The organism is Pseudarthrobacter xylosi (genome assembly GCF_055412765.1).
In genome coordinates, this window is record NZ_JBVAYT010000002.1 from 268,263 (window position 1) to 281,785 (window position 13,523).

Sequence of the window (13,523 nt, forward strand, 5' to 3'; positions counted from 1 at the left end):
GATGGATAGTGGACTCATGCTGTCACACCTGCGCCGCGCGTGGCCATGGGCGCAACAAACCCCTCGGGAACGTGGGCAGACGACGGCGGGCACGCGCCCGCCGTCGTCCGCCCCCAGCGCTGGGGTTCTCCGGCTAGCTAGTGGTTCTCAGGTCAATTCCACACCGTGATGACATAGTTCCAGCCCCAGTTCACGTTGGTTCTGTAACAGCCGCTGGCACTGATCGACTTGTTTGGCCAGAGATTCTGGGCCCTGACGTACCGGGCCCAGTGATCGTTCTTGCAGTTCTCCAGGCTGTTCGGGTACGGGCCGCCAACCTCCTGGTGGCAGATGGAACCGGACCAGCAGTCGGCCGCTGACGCCGACGGCGCAGGTCCAGTGGCCACGCCCACCGTTGCTAGAGCCATCGCGGTGGCGAGGACCAACCCAGTCTTCTTCATGATGTTCACTACTGATACCCCCAAGTAAGGAGACTTCCAAGATGCGAGTCTCATTTGGTTGACCCTAGCTCCTCGTACCCCGGGGAGCCGGAGGTCTAACCAACCGACGCGGCCGTGTCCGCCGAGGTTTCGACAGGCTCAACCACCGACGGACAGGCTCAACCACCGACGAGGCCCGGCACGCCGTCCTGGATCGCGAAGGTGGCCTTCGTGCTGACGGGGGAGCCCGGCGTCGTGACGTAATCCAGGATCCGGAAGTCCGCGGTCATCGCGTCCTTGGTGATTTTTGTGTTCACGTAGCCGCGTGAGTCGTTGTAGAACTTCAGGTGCGGGTTCCAGGCCATGGTGGGGTCCGTGGTGGAGCCGGTGCCGTCACCCGTGGAGGTGATGGACGTGCAGACCAGTTCGGAGCCGACCACGGGGGAGGCGGGGTCCTTGTAGTCCACCTTGAGGTCGTTGGCCCAGTTGCGGTGCACGTCGCCGGTGAGGACCACGGCGTTGCGGACGTTCGCGTCCACCCAGCCCTGGGTGATGCGGCGGCGTGAGGCGGCGTAGCCGTCCCACCCGTCCATGGAGACGTCGTCGATCTCCGGCGCCTTATCCCTGTCCCGCTCGGCGAAGAACACCTGCTGGCCCAGGATGTCCCAGCGCTGGGTGGAGTTCTTGAAGCCGTCCAGCAGCCACTTCTCCTGCTCGGCGCCGGTAATGGTCCGGTCCTCCGCGAGGCGCTCGGCCACGTTTTTCCGCCAGCCGTCGCCGGCGAGCTGGTCGTCGCGGTACTGCCGGGTGTCCATCATGTGGAAGTTGGCCAGCTGGCCCCACTGGATGGTGCGGTAGATCTTCATGTCGAACCCGGCCGGCACGGATGAGGCCCGCAGCGGCATGTTCTCGTAATACGCCTGGAAAGCGGCGGTGCGGCGCTGCCGGAAACGCTCGGTGGTGTCGTTGAGCTGCGCGGCGTCCTGGTTTTCCGGGACCTCGTCCGCCCAGTTGTTGTCCACCTCGTGGTCATCCCACACCACCAGCCACGGCGCGATCGCGTGCGCGGCCTGCAGATCGGCGTCGGACTTGTACTGCGCGTGCCGCTGCCGGTATCCGGCCAGGCTGGAGGTCTCCGGGCCCTGGTGGTCGCGCGGGTTGCCGCCGCCGATCACGTAGCCGCCCTTCTTGTACTCGTACATGTAGTCGCCCAGGTGCAGGACCAGGTCCGGGTGGTCCTGGGCCAGCCGAGAGTAGGCGGTGAAGTAGCCGTGCTCGTACTGCGAGCAGCTGGCGAAGGCCATGGCCAGCGCCGCCGGCGTCTCGTGCGGTGCCGGGCTGGTGAGGGTGCGGCCCACTACGCTGACGTGCTTGCCCGTGCGGAACCGGTAGAAGTATTCACGCCCCGGCCGCAGACCGTTCAGCTCCACGTGCACCGAGTGGGCGGTTTCGATCCGGGCATGCTCGACGCCGCGGGCTACTACTTTGCGCATACCGGCGTCTTCAGCCACTTCCCATGCCACCGCGACGTTGCGGGAGGGCATGCCGCCCAGCCCGTCTTCGGCGATCGGGTCCAGTGCCAGCCGGGTCCAGATCACGAACCCGTCCGGCCACGGCTCGCCGGAGGCGATGCCCAGCAGGAACGGATCGGTGCGGAGGCCGGCGTCGTCCGCTGTTGAAACGGCGACGGCGGCACCCGGCCAGGCGGCGACGAGCCCGGCCCCGAGGCCGGCGGAAAGGAGGGATCTGCGTGAAATGTTGTCCATGGCTTCGACCGTATTGCGGCCGGTTGGACAGGTTGTGAGAGCGGTATGAATGGGTGGTTAACTGCGTGACAAGACCTGTCGATTTGGAGGAGTTTTCTACCTGCGGGAGTTCAGTGCGTCGAACTGCTCCTGCCAGAGGGCCAACTCCTCATCGACGTAGCGCCTGTGGGCAGGAGTCCATTTGGGCCAGATGTCGGGCGAGGCTGGGGCTTGTGCTGGTGCCCGATCTCGAACCGGGGGTGCTGCCGGGGGCCGAGCCGGGCCCGGGACGAGGCGTTGGACCCGGGGTGACTCCCGCCTGACGCCGGCAACTTTCGCCTGGCTGGGCCGCTCTATGAGGCTCAGGATCCCGAGCGCCAGCTGGTACACGGCCCAAACAATGCCGCTTAGGACCAGAACGGCAAAAAGGAAGGCAATCCAAAGCAGGAGTCCGATGGCTGGGAAGACCAACATGGTCCATTTTACCTTCCTGACCCTCGATTAGATCAGGTCAATTCTGTACTTGATTCGACAAATCAACCTCCAGGATCCGGCAGGTCTGCAGCGAAGCAAATCAGCTGGCCAGCGGCAGCGTCACCCCCGGCCAGGTACGCGGCCGTTCCGTACCGGGCGGCCTCTGTTCTTCTCTTTCTGGCACGCGTAGGCTGAGCGCACACTTGGTCACCGACTCGATGCCGGGGCCCGTTAAACACGTGCGTTCGCTTGGGAAGGCAGCAGTCATGGGGATGAACATCAAGGACCAATGGGACCGGCTCGATCACACCACACAGCAGTGGCTCATCGACAACCCGGGGTGCCTGATCCTGCCAAGGACTATCACGGCGACCATCTGCAAGGAGACTGGCGGGGCGAACGTGGGTGACCGGCACGGGGAGAGCGAACTCTCCCAGGAAGACCGCGACTTCATCCAGGCCAAGGCGCACGAGGCCCGGACCGCTCCGCCGGAATACCGGTTTTTTGACTCCATCCAACCGTGAACAGCCCGCACTGAGCACCATCTAGTGCACCGCAATTCGCAGAAGATTCGCGGGAAGCCGTCAACCCGTGGCCCTTGTTGAAGCCTGAACCGCATGGTTGGATGAGGACTGGTGACGGCACAGTGTCACCGATTCTTTTGACGGACCATTTCCGACGCAGCGCGCGTTCGATCAGTCCGGATCCGTCCAGCAGCAGGCGGTTTCGCAGGCCCTTACCGAGGGCTGTTGGGCGGGGTGCTCCCCGTCTTCAGGGGGGAACACCATGGCTGGTCGTTTTGAGTTATTCGTTGATGCGCAATCACAGTTCAGGTTCCGGCTCCTCGACGGCAGTGGATTGGTTTTGGCTGTGTCGTCCGGATTCGATGACAAGTTAGCAGCCGTCGCCGGAATCGATGCCGTACGGGAATGTGCGGGCACGGGCCTGGTTGCCGACCTCTCGGACCAGACCCCGGGCAGGACGCGGACGCCGCACACACCGCGGACTCGACAGCCAAGGACCTTGGATCGGCCCCGGATCCAGGACAAGCTCGGGACGGGATGATCTTCCGTACATCGGCCAAGGAGTCTCGGTGCTCGCGAGTCGCGGCCGTAATTCGGTCGCGGCCTAGTGTGCCTGGTGTTCTGCTAGCTGGGCGAGTTGCTGCGTGACGGTGCCCCACCCGTCATAGAAGCCCATCTCTTCGTGCATGTTTCGATCTGCGTTGTTGCGGTGCATCACGTTGGCGACGTATTCGGTACCCTCCGGGTGGTCCTTCAGCGTGATGATCGCGGTCATGAACGGCTCTTCAGCCGGCCGCCAGCCACCGACCAGGGAATTCGTGAAGACGATTCGCTCGAGTTCATCGATTGCGAGAAAGCAGCCCTTCATATGCGGCGTGAACTCGCCGCCGTTCTCACTGATCTGGGTGAGCAATGATCCACCGGGCCGGAGATCCATTTCCAGGACCTTGCAGGCGGCAGGTGCAGGCACCCACCATTGCTCGAAGCTCGCCCTGTCCGTCCAGGCCCCCCAAACGACGGAGCGGGGCGCGCTGATGATTCGCGAAATTGCCAGATCGAGATCCGGGCGTGTGGCTGAGTTCATTGTTCCTGTTCCTTTTATGGGTGGTGGTGACGAAGTGCTCGAGCCGGTCAGAGCGCCCCTCCCAGATGTCGCGCTGTTCGGACAGCCATGCCTCGACCACGGCGAACGATTTCTTCTCGATGACGCAGGTGCGTACCCGCCCCTCCTTGCGTGTCCGGATCCATCCGCTCTCCTCAAGAAAGTGGATGTGCTTCATGAACGAGGGCAACGCCATATCGAAGGGCTTCGCCAGTTCGCTGATGCTTGCAGGGCCTTGACCCAGCCGCCCCAGCACGGCACGGCGAGTGGGGTCAGCAAGCGCCTGAAAGACGCCATTCAGCTGTGGATACTTAGCCATATGGCAAAGTATCACACGGGAATGCTAAGCGGAAGGGCTAAGTGAATCAAGAGCGCGGCAGGCCGGGTTTCGACCGGCTCAACCACCGGGCTTTGGCGGTTTCGACAGGCTCAACCATCGCAGTGAACGGGCTACGGCTGGGGGAGTCCGGCCGTCATTGCTGCCAAGCCCGTCATGGCTTGGATGGCGTCCCGGTTGGAGAGTCCGTTGTCATGGCAGAGGGAACGCCAGGTCCAGAACGAAACCGAGTGGGCGACGACGGCGCGCAGCCGCCCGCTCCTGCATGGCGCCGGGAACGGCTCCAGGAGCCGGTCGCGGAATGACGTATCGCGCATTTCGAGTCCTGTGCGATGCGTCTCCGGAATTGCAGCCAAATCGGCATAGATTCGTGTGAGCATCGGCTCGCCGTCACGATAGAACCGGTAGAGATCTGCCAGGCCCGCGTGCAGGCGCTCCAGCGGGTCCGCCAGCCCGGACCACGCGGCAGGGTCCGGCAGTTGCTGTTGTGAGAGCCAATGCGAGGAGCAGGCAGCGAACAATGCTTCGTCGTCGGCGAAATGCCGGTAGACCGTCAGGCGCGTCACCCCCGCCTGCTCGGCGACGCCCGCAATGGTGGTCCGGGCAGGGCCGACTGATCCGTGCAGGATCACCGCCGCGTCCACGATCCGCTGGCGGGTGGTCTCCACCTGCTCGGCGCGTTTGTCCATCTTGTAATGACGGGGTTTGGTTGAACGAGCCTGTTCACTCAAAGTGTTGACACCGGTCCCAGGTCGGCTGGATAATTCGATATACACCATTGTATAGCGAAATAGGAAGGATGGCCTGTCATGGGCGCTTCGGGGGCTCCACGGCTCACTGTCGTGCAGCCAGGGGAAGGACGCCAGGGCAGTCTCGGAAGTATCGGGGTTGTCTTCAAACTGTTCGGTGAACACACCCAAGAGCAGATCTCCATCGTGGAGCACCCCTTCCCGGTAGGGGCATTGGTTCCGCCGCACATGCATACCCGTGAGGATGAGTATTCGTTTGTCCTCGAAGGTGAGATCGGATTCCGCTCCGGTGAGCGCGAGGCAGTGCTGGGCGCTGGTGGCTACATTACGAAGCCCCGCGGCGAGTTGCACACCATGTGGAACGCAGGCAAAGTTCCCGCGCGCATGATCGAAGTGATCAGTCCTGCCGGGTTCGAACACTTCTTCTGGGGGCTGGCCGATCAGCTCGAAGCCGGGGGACCGCCGGATCCGGAGGCCATCGGCAAACTGGCGGCCCAGTACGGCCTCCAATTCGGCGAGGCGCCGTGGCTGCCGGGCATCATCGCCCGGTACGGGCTGACTCCGCCGATGGGCTGACGGGAAGAGCCATGGGCATCCAGGCTCCCGTTCCAGCCAGGTCTTCGGGCTGGGGATCGGTGTGGCGGCATATCTGCTCGGCATGCGCCACGCGTTCGATGTGGACTATATCGCCGCCATCGACTGCACCACCCGCAAGCTCATGGGTGAAGGCCTTCGGCCTCAGCTGATCTTGCGACGGTAGATGGCGATCGCGAAGGCGTAGCCCACCGCCAGAATGCCGGCGAGCCAGGCGAGGGCGATCCAGATGTCACTGCCCACCGGCTGCTGGGCAAACAGTGCCCGGATGGTGTTCACGATGGAGGTCACGGGCTGGTTCTCGGCAAACCAGGCGACCGGGCCGGGCATGGAGTCGGTGGGCGCGAACGCCGAGCTGATGAACGGCAGGAAGATCAGCGGGTAGCTGAACGCGCTCGCGCCGTCGACGGTCTTCGCCGAGAGCCCGGCGATCACGGCGATCCAGGTCAGCGCGAGGGTGAACAGGACCAGGACGCCGGCCACCGCGAGCCAGGCGCCCACGGATGCTCCGGTGCGGAAACCCATGATCAGGGCGACGCCGATGACCAACGCGACCGAGACCAGGTTCGCGGCCAGGGACGTGAGCACGTGCGCCCAGAGCACGCTCGACCTCGCGATCGGCATGGACTGGAAGCGTTCGAAGATGCCGCCCTGCATGTCCAGGAACAGTCGGTAAGCGGTGTACGCGATGCCGGATGCGATGGTGATGAGCAGGATGCCGGGGAGCATGTAATTGACGTATGACTCGTCGGATCCGGTGTTGATCGCGCCGCCGAAAACGTAAACAAACAGCAGCATCAGCGCGATCGGGGTGACCGCTGTGGTGATGATCGTGTCGGGACTGCGGAGGATGTGGCGCAGCGAGCGGGCGGTGAGGACGCCGGTGTCGCCGAGGACATGGGTGGTCATCGGATTTCCTTTCCTGCCGGGAACGTGCCGTGGGTGCGGCTCTGGTCGGCGATGTCGGTCTCTCCGGCGTCACCGACGAGGGCGAGGAAGACGTCCTCAAGGGAGGGCTGCTTCTCGATGTACTCGACCTTGGCGGGCGGGAGGAGTTGCTTGAGTTCGGCGAGGGTGCCGTTCTGGATGATGGTGCCCTTATGCAGGATCGCGATCCGGTCGGCGAGCTGTTCGGCCTCGTCGAGGTACTGCGTGGTGAGCAGCACCGTGGTGCCCTGGCTGGCAAGTTGCTTGATGGTCTGCCACACCTCGATGCGCGCCTGGGGGTCGAGTCCTGTGGTGGGCTCGTCGAGGAAGATGATCGGCGGGTTTCCGATCAGGCTCATCGAGATGTCGAGCCGGCGGCGCATGCCGCCCGAGTATGTCGCCGCCTTGCGGTTCCCTGCTTCGGTGAGCGCGAAGCGGGCGAGCAGGCCGTCCGCGATCGCGCCGGGGTTCTTCAGGTGACGCAGCTTGGCGATCAGCACGAGGTTTTCCCGGCCGGTGAGCACTTCATCAACGGCGGCGAACTGGCCGGTCAGGCTGATCGACTCGCGCACGTCGCCGGGCTTCGCGCCGACGTCGAACCCGTTAACCGTTGCCGTGCCGGAGTCGGCCTTCAGCAGCGTCGACAGGATCCGCACCAGCGTGGTCTTGCCCGCACCGTTCGAGCCGAGCAGCGCGAAGATGCTCCCCGCCCTCACGTCAAAGTCGACCCCCCGCAGCACGTGCAGGTCCTTGAACGACTTCTCGATGCCCTGCACCCGGATCGCGGGTCCAAGGGCCTGGTCAGTGGTCATGGGTCATTTCCCCTCTCGGGTGTCGTCGGCGGCGGCATCGATCGCTTTCGTGAGGCGCTCGCGCTCCTTGTCGATCCACTGCCTGCCGGAGTATGCCTGCGCAAAGGTCTCGGCGAACTCCACCGGATCGTCGCCGACGATCGCGCGCACCGGCGTCCCATCGATGGCGGCCCGCTCCCACAGGTCGGCCAGGTCGCCGAACATCGTCATGAGCGTTTCGCCGTCGGTGATGCCCCCGAAGTACATGAAGTACCGGTGCATGGCCTTCGCCGCGGTTGCGTACGGCTCGGGGAGGGCCTCAATGCGGGCCTTGTCCTTCTTGTACTGTTTCTTCTGCTCGAGCGACCCGGTGAGGGTCTCGATCCACTTTGCGGCCATGGTTACTCTCCTTCGTCCTGCGTGCTTTTGATGTTGTGGTGGAGGTGTTCGATCCGTTCTGCGAGGAAACTCCATGTCCTCCAGAATTCTTCGAGGTACTCGCCGCCCAGCGCGTTCAGCGAGTAGACCTTGCGCGGCGGCCCCTTCTCTGACGGGACCTTCTCGACGTCGACGAGGCCGCGCTGTTCGATCCTGACAAGCAGGGCGTAAATGGTGCCTTCGGCGATGTCGGAGAAGCCCTGATCGCGCAACTTGGCGGTGATCTCATAGCCGTACTCCGGCCGCGTGGCCAGGATCGCGAGGACGATGCCCTCGAGCGTGCCCTTGAGCATCTCGGTGGTCTGATTGCCCATGGAACTCTTCTCCCTCAACTACTCAGTGTTACTGACTACCACTAAATAGTAACACTAAGTAGCCACGGCGCAAGGGAGGAAAGCGGAGGCAGATAGCGCCGCCGTCGGGCGTTTCAGTTCCGCGCCGTACGCTTAGCCGTAACCCGACTCTCCGAACCTCGACGCGTCCGAACGGATCCGCATGGCAGAGCTCAACGTCCGGGACCGGAGCTCCCTCCAGTTGCCCATCACCGATGCCGCAAGCCTTACCGCGGAAGAGGTGCTGGAGCGCCTGGCCTCGCACCCCGGGGGCCTGGCCGACCAGGAAGCCGCCACGCGCCTCGCGGACCTGGGTCCCAACGCCGTCCGCACCCACCGGGCCAACGGCTGGGCGGTCTTGGGCCGGCAGTTCGGCAGCCCCATCCTCATCCTGCTGATCATTACGGCCGGGCTGTCCCTGTTCCTGGGCGACGCCACCAACTCGGCTGTGATCGGTGTGATCCTGCTGGTCAGCGTGGGGCTCGGCTTCACCAACGAATTCCGTGCGGAACGCGCCTCCGAAGCCCTCCACTCCCGCGTCACCCACCGCGCCGTGGTGCTCCGCGGCGGAACCACCCGCGACGTGGACGTCACCGCACTGGTGCCCGGCGACGTCGTCCATCTCTCCCTGGGCGCCATCATCCCCGCCGACCTCCGGCTCCTGGACACCAATAACCTCCTCTGCGACGAAAGCATCCTCACGGGGGAGTCGATGCCCGCCGCCAAGGACCGCACGCCGGTCCCGGCCGGCTCGGCCCTGGCCGACCTCGCCTCATGCGTGTTTATGGGCACCGTCATCCAGTCCGGCGGCTGCACCGGCGTGGTGGTGGCAACCGGCGGGCGCGCTGAATTCGGCCGGATCGCGCTGGGCCTGGGCGAACGGCAGCCGCAGACCGAATTCCAGCTCGGGCTCAAACGGTTCAGCTTCCTGCTTCTGCAGGTGGCCATCGGGCTCACCTCGCTGATCTTCATCGCCAACCTGCTGCTGCAGCGCCCGATCATCGAATCCCTGCTGTTCTCGCTGGCTATCGCGGTGGGCATCACGCCGCAGCTGCTCCCCGCAGTGGTCAGCACCAGCCTCGCCACCGGCACCCGCCAGCTGGCCAAGCGGAAGGTGCTGGTCAAACGGCTCGTTTGCATCGAGGACCTGGGGGACATGGACATCCTGGTCACCGACAAAACCGGAACCTTGACCGAGGGGCGGATCAGCTTTACCCGCGCGCTTCCGGTCACCCCTGACACGTCCGACGGCGGCCTGCTCACCTTGGGACTGCTTGCCACCGAGACCGACTACGCGGAGGCCAAGCTCTCCTCCGCCGGGCAGAACCCGCTGGACGCCGCCCTCTGGGACAGCCCCGGCGCGGCCGCGTTCGACCCGGCCGGCTACGAGCGCCTGGACCTGATCGGCTTCGACCACCAGCGCCGCCGCACCACCGTGCTGGTGCGTGAGGGCGGCGGCCCGGCGCGGCTGGTCACCAAGGGCGCCCCGGAGGACGTGCTGGCACTCTGCGGGGCCACCCCGCCTGCCGTACAGGCGATGCTGGATGAACAGTTCGACGCCGGCTCCCGGGTGGTGGCGGTGGCCACCCGTTCCGCGGCGGGGCTGGGTCAGCTCGTCCCCGCCGACGAGCGCGACCTTGTTTTGGCCGGCTTCCTGATCTTCCTGGACCGGCCCAAAGCCAACGCCAAAGCATCCCTGGACCAGCTCGCAGCCCTGGGCATTGCCGTGAAAATCGCCACGGGCGATAACGCCAAAGTCGCCGAAAAAGTCTGTGCCGACCTCGGCGTGCTGTCCGGCGGGACACTGACCGGCCCAGACATCGAGAACCTGTCCGACGCCGAACTCGCCGCCTCCGCCCGGACTGCCACCATCTTTGCCCGGGTCTCGCCGGAGCAGAAGGCGCGGATCATCGCCCTGCTGCGCCAAAGCGGCGGATCGGTGGGCTTTATGGGCGACGGCGTCAACGACGCTCTGGCACTACACAAGGCGGACATCGGCATCTCCGTGGACAGTGCCACCGACGTCGCCAAGGACGCCGCCGACGTCGTACTCCTGGACAAGGACCTGGGGGTCCTGGCCGAAGGCGTGATGGAAGGCCGGCGGATCTTCGCGAACACCATCAAATACGTACTGATGGGCACGTCCAGCCTTTGGCAACATGTTCAGCGCGGCCACAGCGTCAGTGGTGCTGAGCTTCCTGCCGATGCTGCCTGGCCAGATCCTGCTCAACAACCTGCTGTACGACTCCGGTCAGCTGGCCATCCCGGGCGACCGCGTGGACAAGGAACAGCTGCGGGCCCCGTCGCATTGGAACATCGCCTTCATCCGACGCTTTATGTTCCTGTTCGGGCCCATCAGCTCGCTCTTCGACTTCGCCACCTTCGCCCTGATGCTGGTGGCCTTCCACGCCGTGCCAGGGGAGTTCCGGGCCGGCTGGTTCATCGAATCCATCGCCACCCAGACCCTCATTATTTTCGCCATCCGGACCCGGCGCGTGCCGTTCCTGCGCAGCCGGCCTTCGGCCGGTCTGATCGTTGCCTCGCTCGGGGTGGTGGCGCTGGGTATTTTCCTGCCGCTCTCACCGCTGGACGGGCTGCTGGGCTTCGACCCGCTCCCGGTCCCGTTCTTCCTGGCCCTGCTGGGCATGATCGTGGTGTACCTGGTCCTGGTGGAATTCGCCAAGGCCTGGTTCTTCTCCCGCGATGCCCAGCAGCTTCCCGCCGGACCGGTCCAGGTCCGCCGTCGTCCGGAAAACCACCACATCGCGCGCCGCGCGTTCCGCTTCAGTGCACCGGTGCCCGTGGCCGCGCCGCGGCACCGGCGCCGCATGCTGCCGTGACCGCCATCGACGGGCTCGGTTTCGACAGGTGTGGTGCTAGGCGGGAGGCTCGGGCAGGAGGTTGGCTGCGAGCGTCCGGGCGATGAAGCGGCCATAGCGCTCGGCGCTCCAGCCGCGCTTGAGGACAAGGTTCTCGTAAAGCTCAGCCGAGGTGCACGTGAACATGACATCGGCGACCTCCGCCTCTGTCAGATCCGTTCTCAGGAATCCCCTGCCGAGGACCTGCCGGGCGTTGTGCAGCATCCGGCCGTACCGCGCGTCGTCGACGTCGAGCAGGAGCACGGCCATGTCCGGATCCCCGCTGGCGGCGGCGTCCCGAATCAGTAGGAAGACCGGGGATCCGAGCGGACTGACTTCGGTGGTGAACCGGCCGAGCTGCTCCATAAGTTCACGGGGGTCCTTGACTGTAGTTTGGGCGCGGTCCGACCGCTCCTCAGCCGGGGAGCCGCCGGCTCCGAGCAGGCTCTGGTCATAGATGGCGCGGACGAGCCCCGGCTTTCCGCCGAATCCCTTGTAGACGGACTCCTTCGAGACGCCGGCAGCCCGGGCGATTGCGGCAATGGTGGTCCGGCCATATCCACCTGTCAGGAACAGTTCGCGCGACTGCTCGAGTACCCGCGTCCTCGCCTCCTCGGCTGCCTCCTGGCGGCGCCGGGCATCGTAGGCGCGGGAACGGGGAGCCTGGCGGTGTGATTCGTTGACCCCGGGTCCCACTGGGCGTAAGCTCCTTGTATCGGTTGATTACAGCTGACTGTATCAAATTAAGCAGACCCGTGCTCCCGCCTCCTGCGACGGGATTAAGGAGCAGATCATGGACGCTTCCGGAATCGATCACCTTCCCGAGGGCCCGGTGCGGCGCATGATGGCCGCCGCGAACCGTCACGACCTCGAGGCGATGGTGTCCGAGTTCGCGGAGGACTACGAGAACACCACCCCAGCCCACCCTGCCCGCAGTTTCACCGGCTCAGCCCAGGTGCGGAAGAACTGGGCAGCGCTCTTCGCCGGGCTGCCGGATTTGAGCCTCACCGTGCACGATGCGACCACGGGACCCGGCAACACGGTCTGGATGGAATGGAGCAACCGGGGCACCCGGCCGGATGGCTCGGTGACGCAGTCCGCCGGGGTGGCCATCTTCACTGTCCGTGATGACAGGATCGCCGCGGCGCACTTCTACCTCGAACCGGTGGAGCACGAGTCCGGGGATGTGAACGCGGCGGTGAGCTTGGCCGTCCGCGGGGCAGCCGGAAGCGGTGAGAGGTCATGATCCTGGTCGCCGGCGGAACGGGCCGGCTTGGCCGCGCATTGGTTCCCATGCTCGTGGGAGCCGGGCACCAGGTCCGCGTCATGGCCCGAGGCGCTTCCCAGCCTTTCCCCGAAACGGCGGGCGACGGCGTCGAGCTCCTGCGCGGGGACCTCGGCTCCGAGGCGGACTGCCGGGAAGCGGCGGCGGGCTGCACGGCGGTGGTGTTCGCGGCCTCGGGATTCGGCATCAAGGACTCCGATCCACGCACCGTTGACCGCGACGGCGCCATCCGGCTGGTCTCAGCGGCGTCCGATGCCGGAGCTGAGCACGTGGTCATGATGTCCATGCACGGTGCCGCCCCTGACGGCGCCATCGACTTCCTGCGCTGCAAGGCCGCGGCCGAGGAATCCGTCCGCACGTCCGGCATGGCCTGGACAGTCATCAGGATAGGGGCGCTCCTTGAACAGCGCCTCGAAATCATGGCCGCCCCGCTCGAGTCGAAGGGCAAGGTGTTGGTGATCGGCTCGGGGTCAGCCCCGGTCACCTATACATCTGTCCGGGACGCTGCCGCCCTTGTGAGCCGTGCGCTTTCTGACCCGGCGCTGCGGAACCGAGTCCTCGACTGGGGTTCGCAGACACTCACAGCCAACGAGCTTGCCGAAGCCCTGCTCAGCCAGGCTGGCCACGGGTCCGTTCAGCGGATCCCGGCCGCCGCCGAGCGCGTCCTGTCCATTGCAGCGAGGCCCTTCTCACCCTTCCTTGCCCGAGTCGCGGGGGCCGGGATCTGGGAAGAATCGGGAGCCGCCGGCTTCGAGTGGGCGCCAACGCGCGCGGAGTTCCCCGACATTCCCATCACGGGCCTGCGGCAGGTCCTCGAAGCCGCGATCCAAAGAGGGTAACGGCTGGGATCGAAGGTTCTGTCTCGCAGTTGCTAGGTTTCGCCAGTGAAGGACTCCGGCGGCGATGATGAGCGGAACGTGGATTGCCGGGAGGTTTTTCGCCAGCCAA

General features: G+C 65.3%; 18 protein-coding genes and 1 pseudogene. 8 read left to right on the plus strand and 11 right to left on the minus strand.

Going from position 1 to position 13,523, the window contains the following annotated elements; genetic code table 11:
• Positions 1-152: 152 nt before the first annotated feature.
• The 3 genes from ACZY1F_RS05285 to ACZY1F_RS05295 all read right to left on the minus strand — a co-directional run bounded on the left by ACZY1F_RS05285 (position 153) and on the right by ACZY1F_RS05295 (position 2,638).
• Positions 153-440 (minus strand): hypothetical protein, encoded by a 288-nt coding sequence (locus ACZY1F_RS05285; protein WP_463940648.1) that lies wholly within the window; start codon positions 438-440, stop codon positions 153-155.
• Between the two features lie 158 nt (positions 441-598).
• Positions 599-2,185 carry an alkaline phosphatase D family protein gene (locus ACZY1F_RS05290; RefSeq protein ID WP_463940649.1) on the minus strand — a complete coding sequence of 529 codons (1,587 nt, stop codon included), beginning with the start codon at positions 2,183-2,185 and terminating at the stop codon, positions 599-601.
• Between the two features lie 96 nt (positions 2,186-2,281).
• A complete protein-coding gene (locus ACZY1F_RS05295; RefSeq protein ID WP_463940650.1) occupies positions 2,282-2,638 on the minus strand; it encodes a hypothetical protein in 357 nt (118 codons plus the stop codon).
• A 266-nt stretch (positions 2,639-2,904) separates the two neighbouring features.
• Between ACZY1F_RS05295 and ACZY1F_RS05300 the strand changes: the two genes are divergently transcribed.
• Positions 2,905-3,162 (plus strand): hypothetical protein, encoded by a 258-nt coding sequence (locus ACZY1F_RS05300; protein ID WP_463940651.1) that lies wholly within the window; start codon positions 2,905-2,907, stop codon positions 3,160-3,162.
• Between the two features lie 262 nt (positions 3,163-3,424).
• Positions 3,425-3,703, plus strand: a complete 279-nt coding sequence (locus ACZY1F_RS05305) for a YegP family protein (protein WP_463940652.1) — start codon at positions 3,425-3,427, stop codon at positions 3,701-3,703.
• 63 nt (positions 3,704-3,766) lie between these two features.
• Here ACZY1F_RS05305 and ACZY1F_RS05310 read toward each other — a convergent pair whose 3' ends face one another.
• From ACZY1F_RS05310 to ACZY1F_RS05320, 3 genes are all read right to left on the minus strand, one after another.
• Entirely contained in the window at positions 3,767-4,132 is a 366-nt protein-coding gene (locus ACZY1F_RS05310; protein ID WP_463940654.1) for an SRPBCC domain-containing protein, read from the minus strand.
• Positions 4,056-4,583, minus strand: coding sequence for an ArsR/SmtB family transcription factor (locus ACZY1F_RS05315; RefSeq protein WP_463940655.1), 528 nt, complete (start codon positions 4,581-4,583; stop codon positions 4,056-4,058). Before ACZY1F_RS05315 ends, ACZY1F_RS05310 begins: the two co-directional genes overlap by 77 nt.
• Positions 4,584-4,714: 131 nt before the next feature.
• Positions 4,715-5,290, minus strand: a complete 576-nt coding sequence (locus ACZY1F_RS05320) for a TetR/AcrR family transcriptional regulator (protein WP_463940656.1) — start codon at positions 5,288-5,290, stop codon at positions 4,715-4,717.
• Positions 5,291-5,410: 120 nt separating this feature from the next.
• On the opposite strand from ACZY1F_RS05320, the gene ACZY1F_RS05325 reads away from it, so the two are divergent.
• Both ACZY1F_RS05325 and ACZY1F_RS05330 read left to right on the plus strand, forming a co-directional pair.
• Complete coding sequence (locus ACZY1F_RS05325; RefSeq protein WP_463940657.1) at positions 5,411-5,926, plus strand: cupin domain-containing protein; 516 nt, start codon at positions 5,411-5,413, stop codon at positions 5,924-5,926.
• A 61-nt stretch (positions 5,927-5,987) separates the two neighbouring features.
• Positions 5,988-6,110, plus strand: a complete 123-nt coding sequence (locus ACZY1F_RS05330) for a HoxN/HupN/NixA family nickel/cobalt transporter (RefSeq protein ID WP_463940658.1) — start codon at positions 5,988-5,990, stop codon at positions 6,108-6,110.
• Here the strand turns inward: ACZY1F_RS05330 and ACZY1F_RS05335 are convergent.
• Genes ACZY1F_RS05335 through ACZY1F_RS05350 form a run of 4 tightly spaced genes read right to left on the minus strand, consistent with a single transcriptional unit; the run spans position 6,089 to position 8,414 of the window.
• Positions 6,089-6,853, minus strand: coding sequence for an ABC transporter permease (locus ACZY1F_RS05335; protein WP_463940660.1), 765 nt, complete (start codon positions 6,851-6,853; stop codon positions 6,089-6,091). The two genes, ACZY1F_RS05330 and ACZY1F_RS05335, sit on opposite strands and share 22 nt — an antisense overlap.
• Positions 6,850-7,683, minus strand: coding sequence for an ABC transporter ATP-binding protein (locus ACZY1F_RS05340; protein WP_463940662.1), 834 nt, complete (start codon positions 7,681-7,683; stop codon positions 6,850-6,852). Before ACZY1F_RS05340 ends, ACZY1F_RS05335 begins: the two co-directional genes overlap by 4 nt.
• 3 nt (positions 7,684-7,686) lie before the next feature.
• Positions 7,687-8,061 (minus strand): DUF1048 domain-containing protein, encoded by a 375-nt coding sequence (locus tag ACZY1F_RS05345; RefSeq protein ID WP_463940663.1) that lies wholly within the window; start codon positions 8,059-8,061, stop codon positions 7,687-7,689.
• A 2-nt stretch (positions 8,062-8,063) separates the two neighbouring features.
• Positions 8,064-8,414 (minus strand): PadR family transcriptional regulator, encoded by a 351-nt coding sequence (locus tag ACZY1F_RS05350; protein WP_463941127.1) that lies wholly within the window; start codon positions 8,412-8,414, stop codon positions 8,064-8,066.
• Between the two features lie 181 nt (positions 8,415-8,595).
• On the opposite strand from ACZY1F_RS05350, the pseudogene ACZY1F_RS05355 reads away from it, so the two are divergent.
• Together ACZY1F_RS05355 and ACZY1F_RS05360 are read left to right on the plus strand one after the other, a co-directional pair.
• Positions 8,596-10,509, plus strand: a pseudogene (locus ACZY1F_RS05355) (cation-translocating P-type ATPase); the annotation flags it as partial.
• A 127-nt stretch (positions 10,510-10,636) separates the two neighbouring features.
• Entirely contained in the window at positions 10,637-11,272 is a 636-nt protein-coding gene (locus tag ACZY1F_RS05360; RefSeq protein ID WP_463941128.1) for a cation transporting ATPase C-terminal domain-containing protein, read from the plus strand.
• A gap of 36 nt (positions 11,273-11,308) precedes the next feature.
• Here ACZY1F_RS05360 and ACZY1F_RS05365 read toward each other — a convergent pair whose 3' ends face one another.
• Complete coding sequence (locus ACZY1F_RS05365) at positions 11,309-11,986, minus strand: TetR family transcriptional regulator (protein ID WP_463940665.1); 678 nt, start codon at positions 11,984-11,986, stop codon at positions 11,309-11,311.
• Between the two features lie 97 nt (positions 11,987-12,083).
• Between ACZY1F_RS05365 and ACZY1F_RS05370 the strand changes: the two genes are divergently transcribed.
• Together ACZY1F_RS05370 and ACZY1F_RS05375 are read left to right on the plus strand one after the other, a co-directional pair.
• Positions 12,084-12,536 (plus strand): nuclear transport factor 2 family protein, encoded by a 453-nt coding sequence (locus ACZY1F_RS05370; RefSeq protein ID WP_463940667.1) that lies wholly within the window; start codon positions 12,084-12,086, stop codon positions 12,534-12,536.
• Positions 12,533-13,414, plus strand: a complete 882-nt coding sequence (locus ACZY1F_RS05375; protein ID WP_463940668.1) for an SDR family oxidoreductase — start codon at positions 12,533-12,535, stop codon at positions 13,412-13,414. The genes ACZY1F_RS05370 and ACZY1F_RS05375 overlap by 4 nt, the downstream gene beginning before the upstream one ends.
• The last annotated feature ends 109 nt before the right edge of the window (positions 13,415-13,523 follow it).

Excerpts from the sequence above, each read along its gene's own strand:
- ACZY1F_RS05285 (WP_463940648.1), bottom strand. The coding sequence starts at position 440 with ATGAAGAAGACTGGGTTGGTCCTCGCCACCGCGATGGCTCTAGCAACG.
- ACZY1F_RS05290 (WP_463940649.1), bottom strand. The coding sequence starts at position 2,185 with ATGGACAACATTTCACGCAGATCCCTCCTTTCCGCCGGCCTCGGGGCC.
- ACZY1F_RS05295 (WP_463940650.1), bottom strand. The coding sequence starts at position 2,638 with ATGTTGGTCTTCCCAGCCATCGGACTCCTGCTTTGGATTGCCTTCCTT.
- ACZY1F_RS05300 (WP_463940651.1), top strand. The coding sequence starts at position 2,905 with ATGGGGATGAACATCAAGGACCAATGGGACCGGCTCGATCACACCACA.
- ACZY1F_RS05305 (WP_463940652.1), top strand. The coding sequence starts at position 3,425 with ATGGCTGGTCGTTTTGAGTTATTCGTTGATGCGCAATCACAGTTCAGG.
- ACZY1F_RS05315 (WP_463940655.1), bottom strand. The coding sequence starts at position 4,583 with ATGGCTAAGTATCCACAGCTGAATGGCGTCTTTCAGGCGCTTGCTGAC.
- ACZY1F_RS05320 (WP_463940656.1), bottom strand. The coding sequence starts at position 5,290 with ATGGACAAACGCGCCGAGCAGGTGGAGACCACCCGCCAGCGGATCGTG.
- ACZY1F_RS05325 (WP_463940657.1), top strand. The coding sequence starts at position 5,411 with ATGGGCGCTTCGGGGGCTCCACGGCTCACTGTCGTGCAGCCAGGGGAA.
- ACZY1F_RS05335 (WP_463940660.1), bottom strand. The coding sequence starts at position 6,853 with ATGACCACCCATGTCCTCGGCGACACCGGCGTCCTCACCGCCCGCTCG.
- ACZY1F_RS05340 (WP_463940662.1), bottom strand. The coding sequence starts at position 7,683 with ATGACCACTGACCAGGCCCTTGGACCCGCGATCCGGGTGCAGGGCATC.
- ACZY1F_RS05345 (WP_463940663.1), bottom strand. The coding sequence starts at position 8,061 with ATGGCCGCAAAGTGGATCGAGACCCTCACCGGGTCGCTCGAGCAGAAG.
- ACZY1F_RS05350 (WP_463941127.1), bottom strand. The coding sequence starts at position 8,414 with ATGGGCAATCAGACCACCGAGATGCTCAAGGGCACGCTCGAGGGCATC.
- ACZY1F_RS05360 (WP_463941128.1), top strand. The coding sequence starts at position 10,637 with ATGCTGCCTGGCCAGATCCTGCTCAACAACCTGCTGTACGACTCCGGT.
- ACZY1F_RS05370 (WP_463940667.1), top strand. The coding sequence starts at position 12,084 with ATGGACGCTTCCGGAATCGATCACCTTCCCGAGGGCCCGGTGCGGCGC.
- ACZY1F_RS05375 (WP_463940668.1), top strand. The coding sequence starts at position 12,533 with ATGATCCTGGTCGCCGGCGGAACGGGCCGGCTTGGCCGCGCATTGGTT.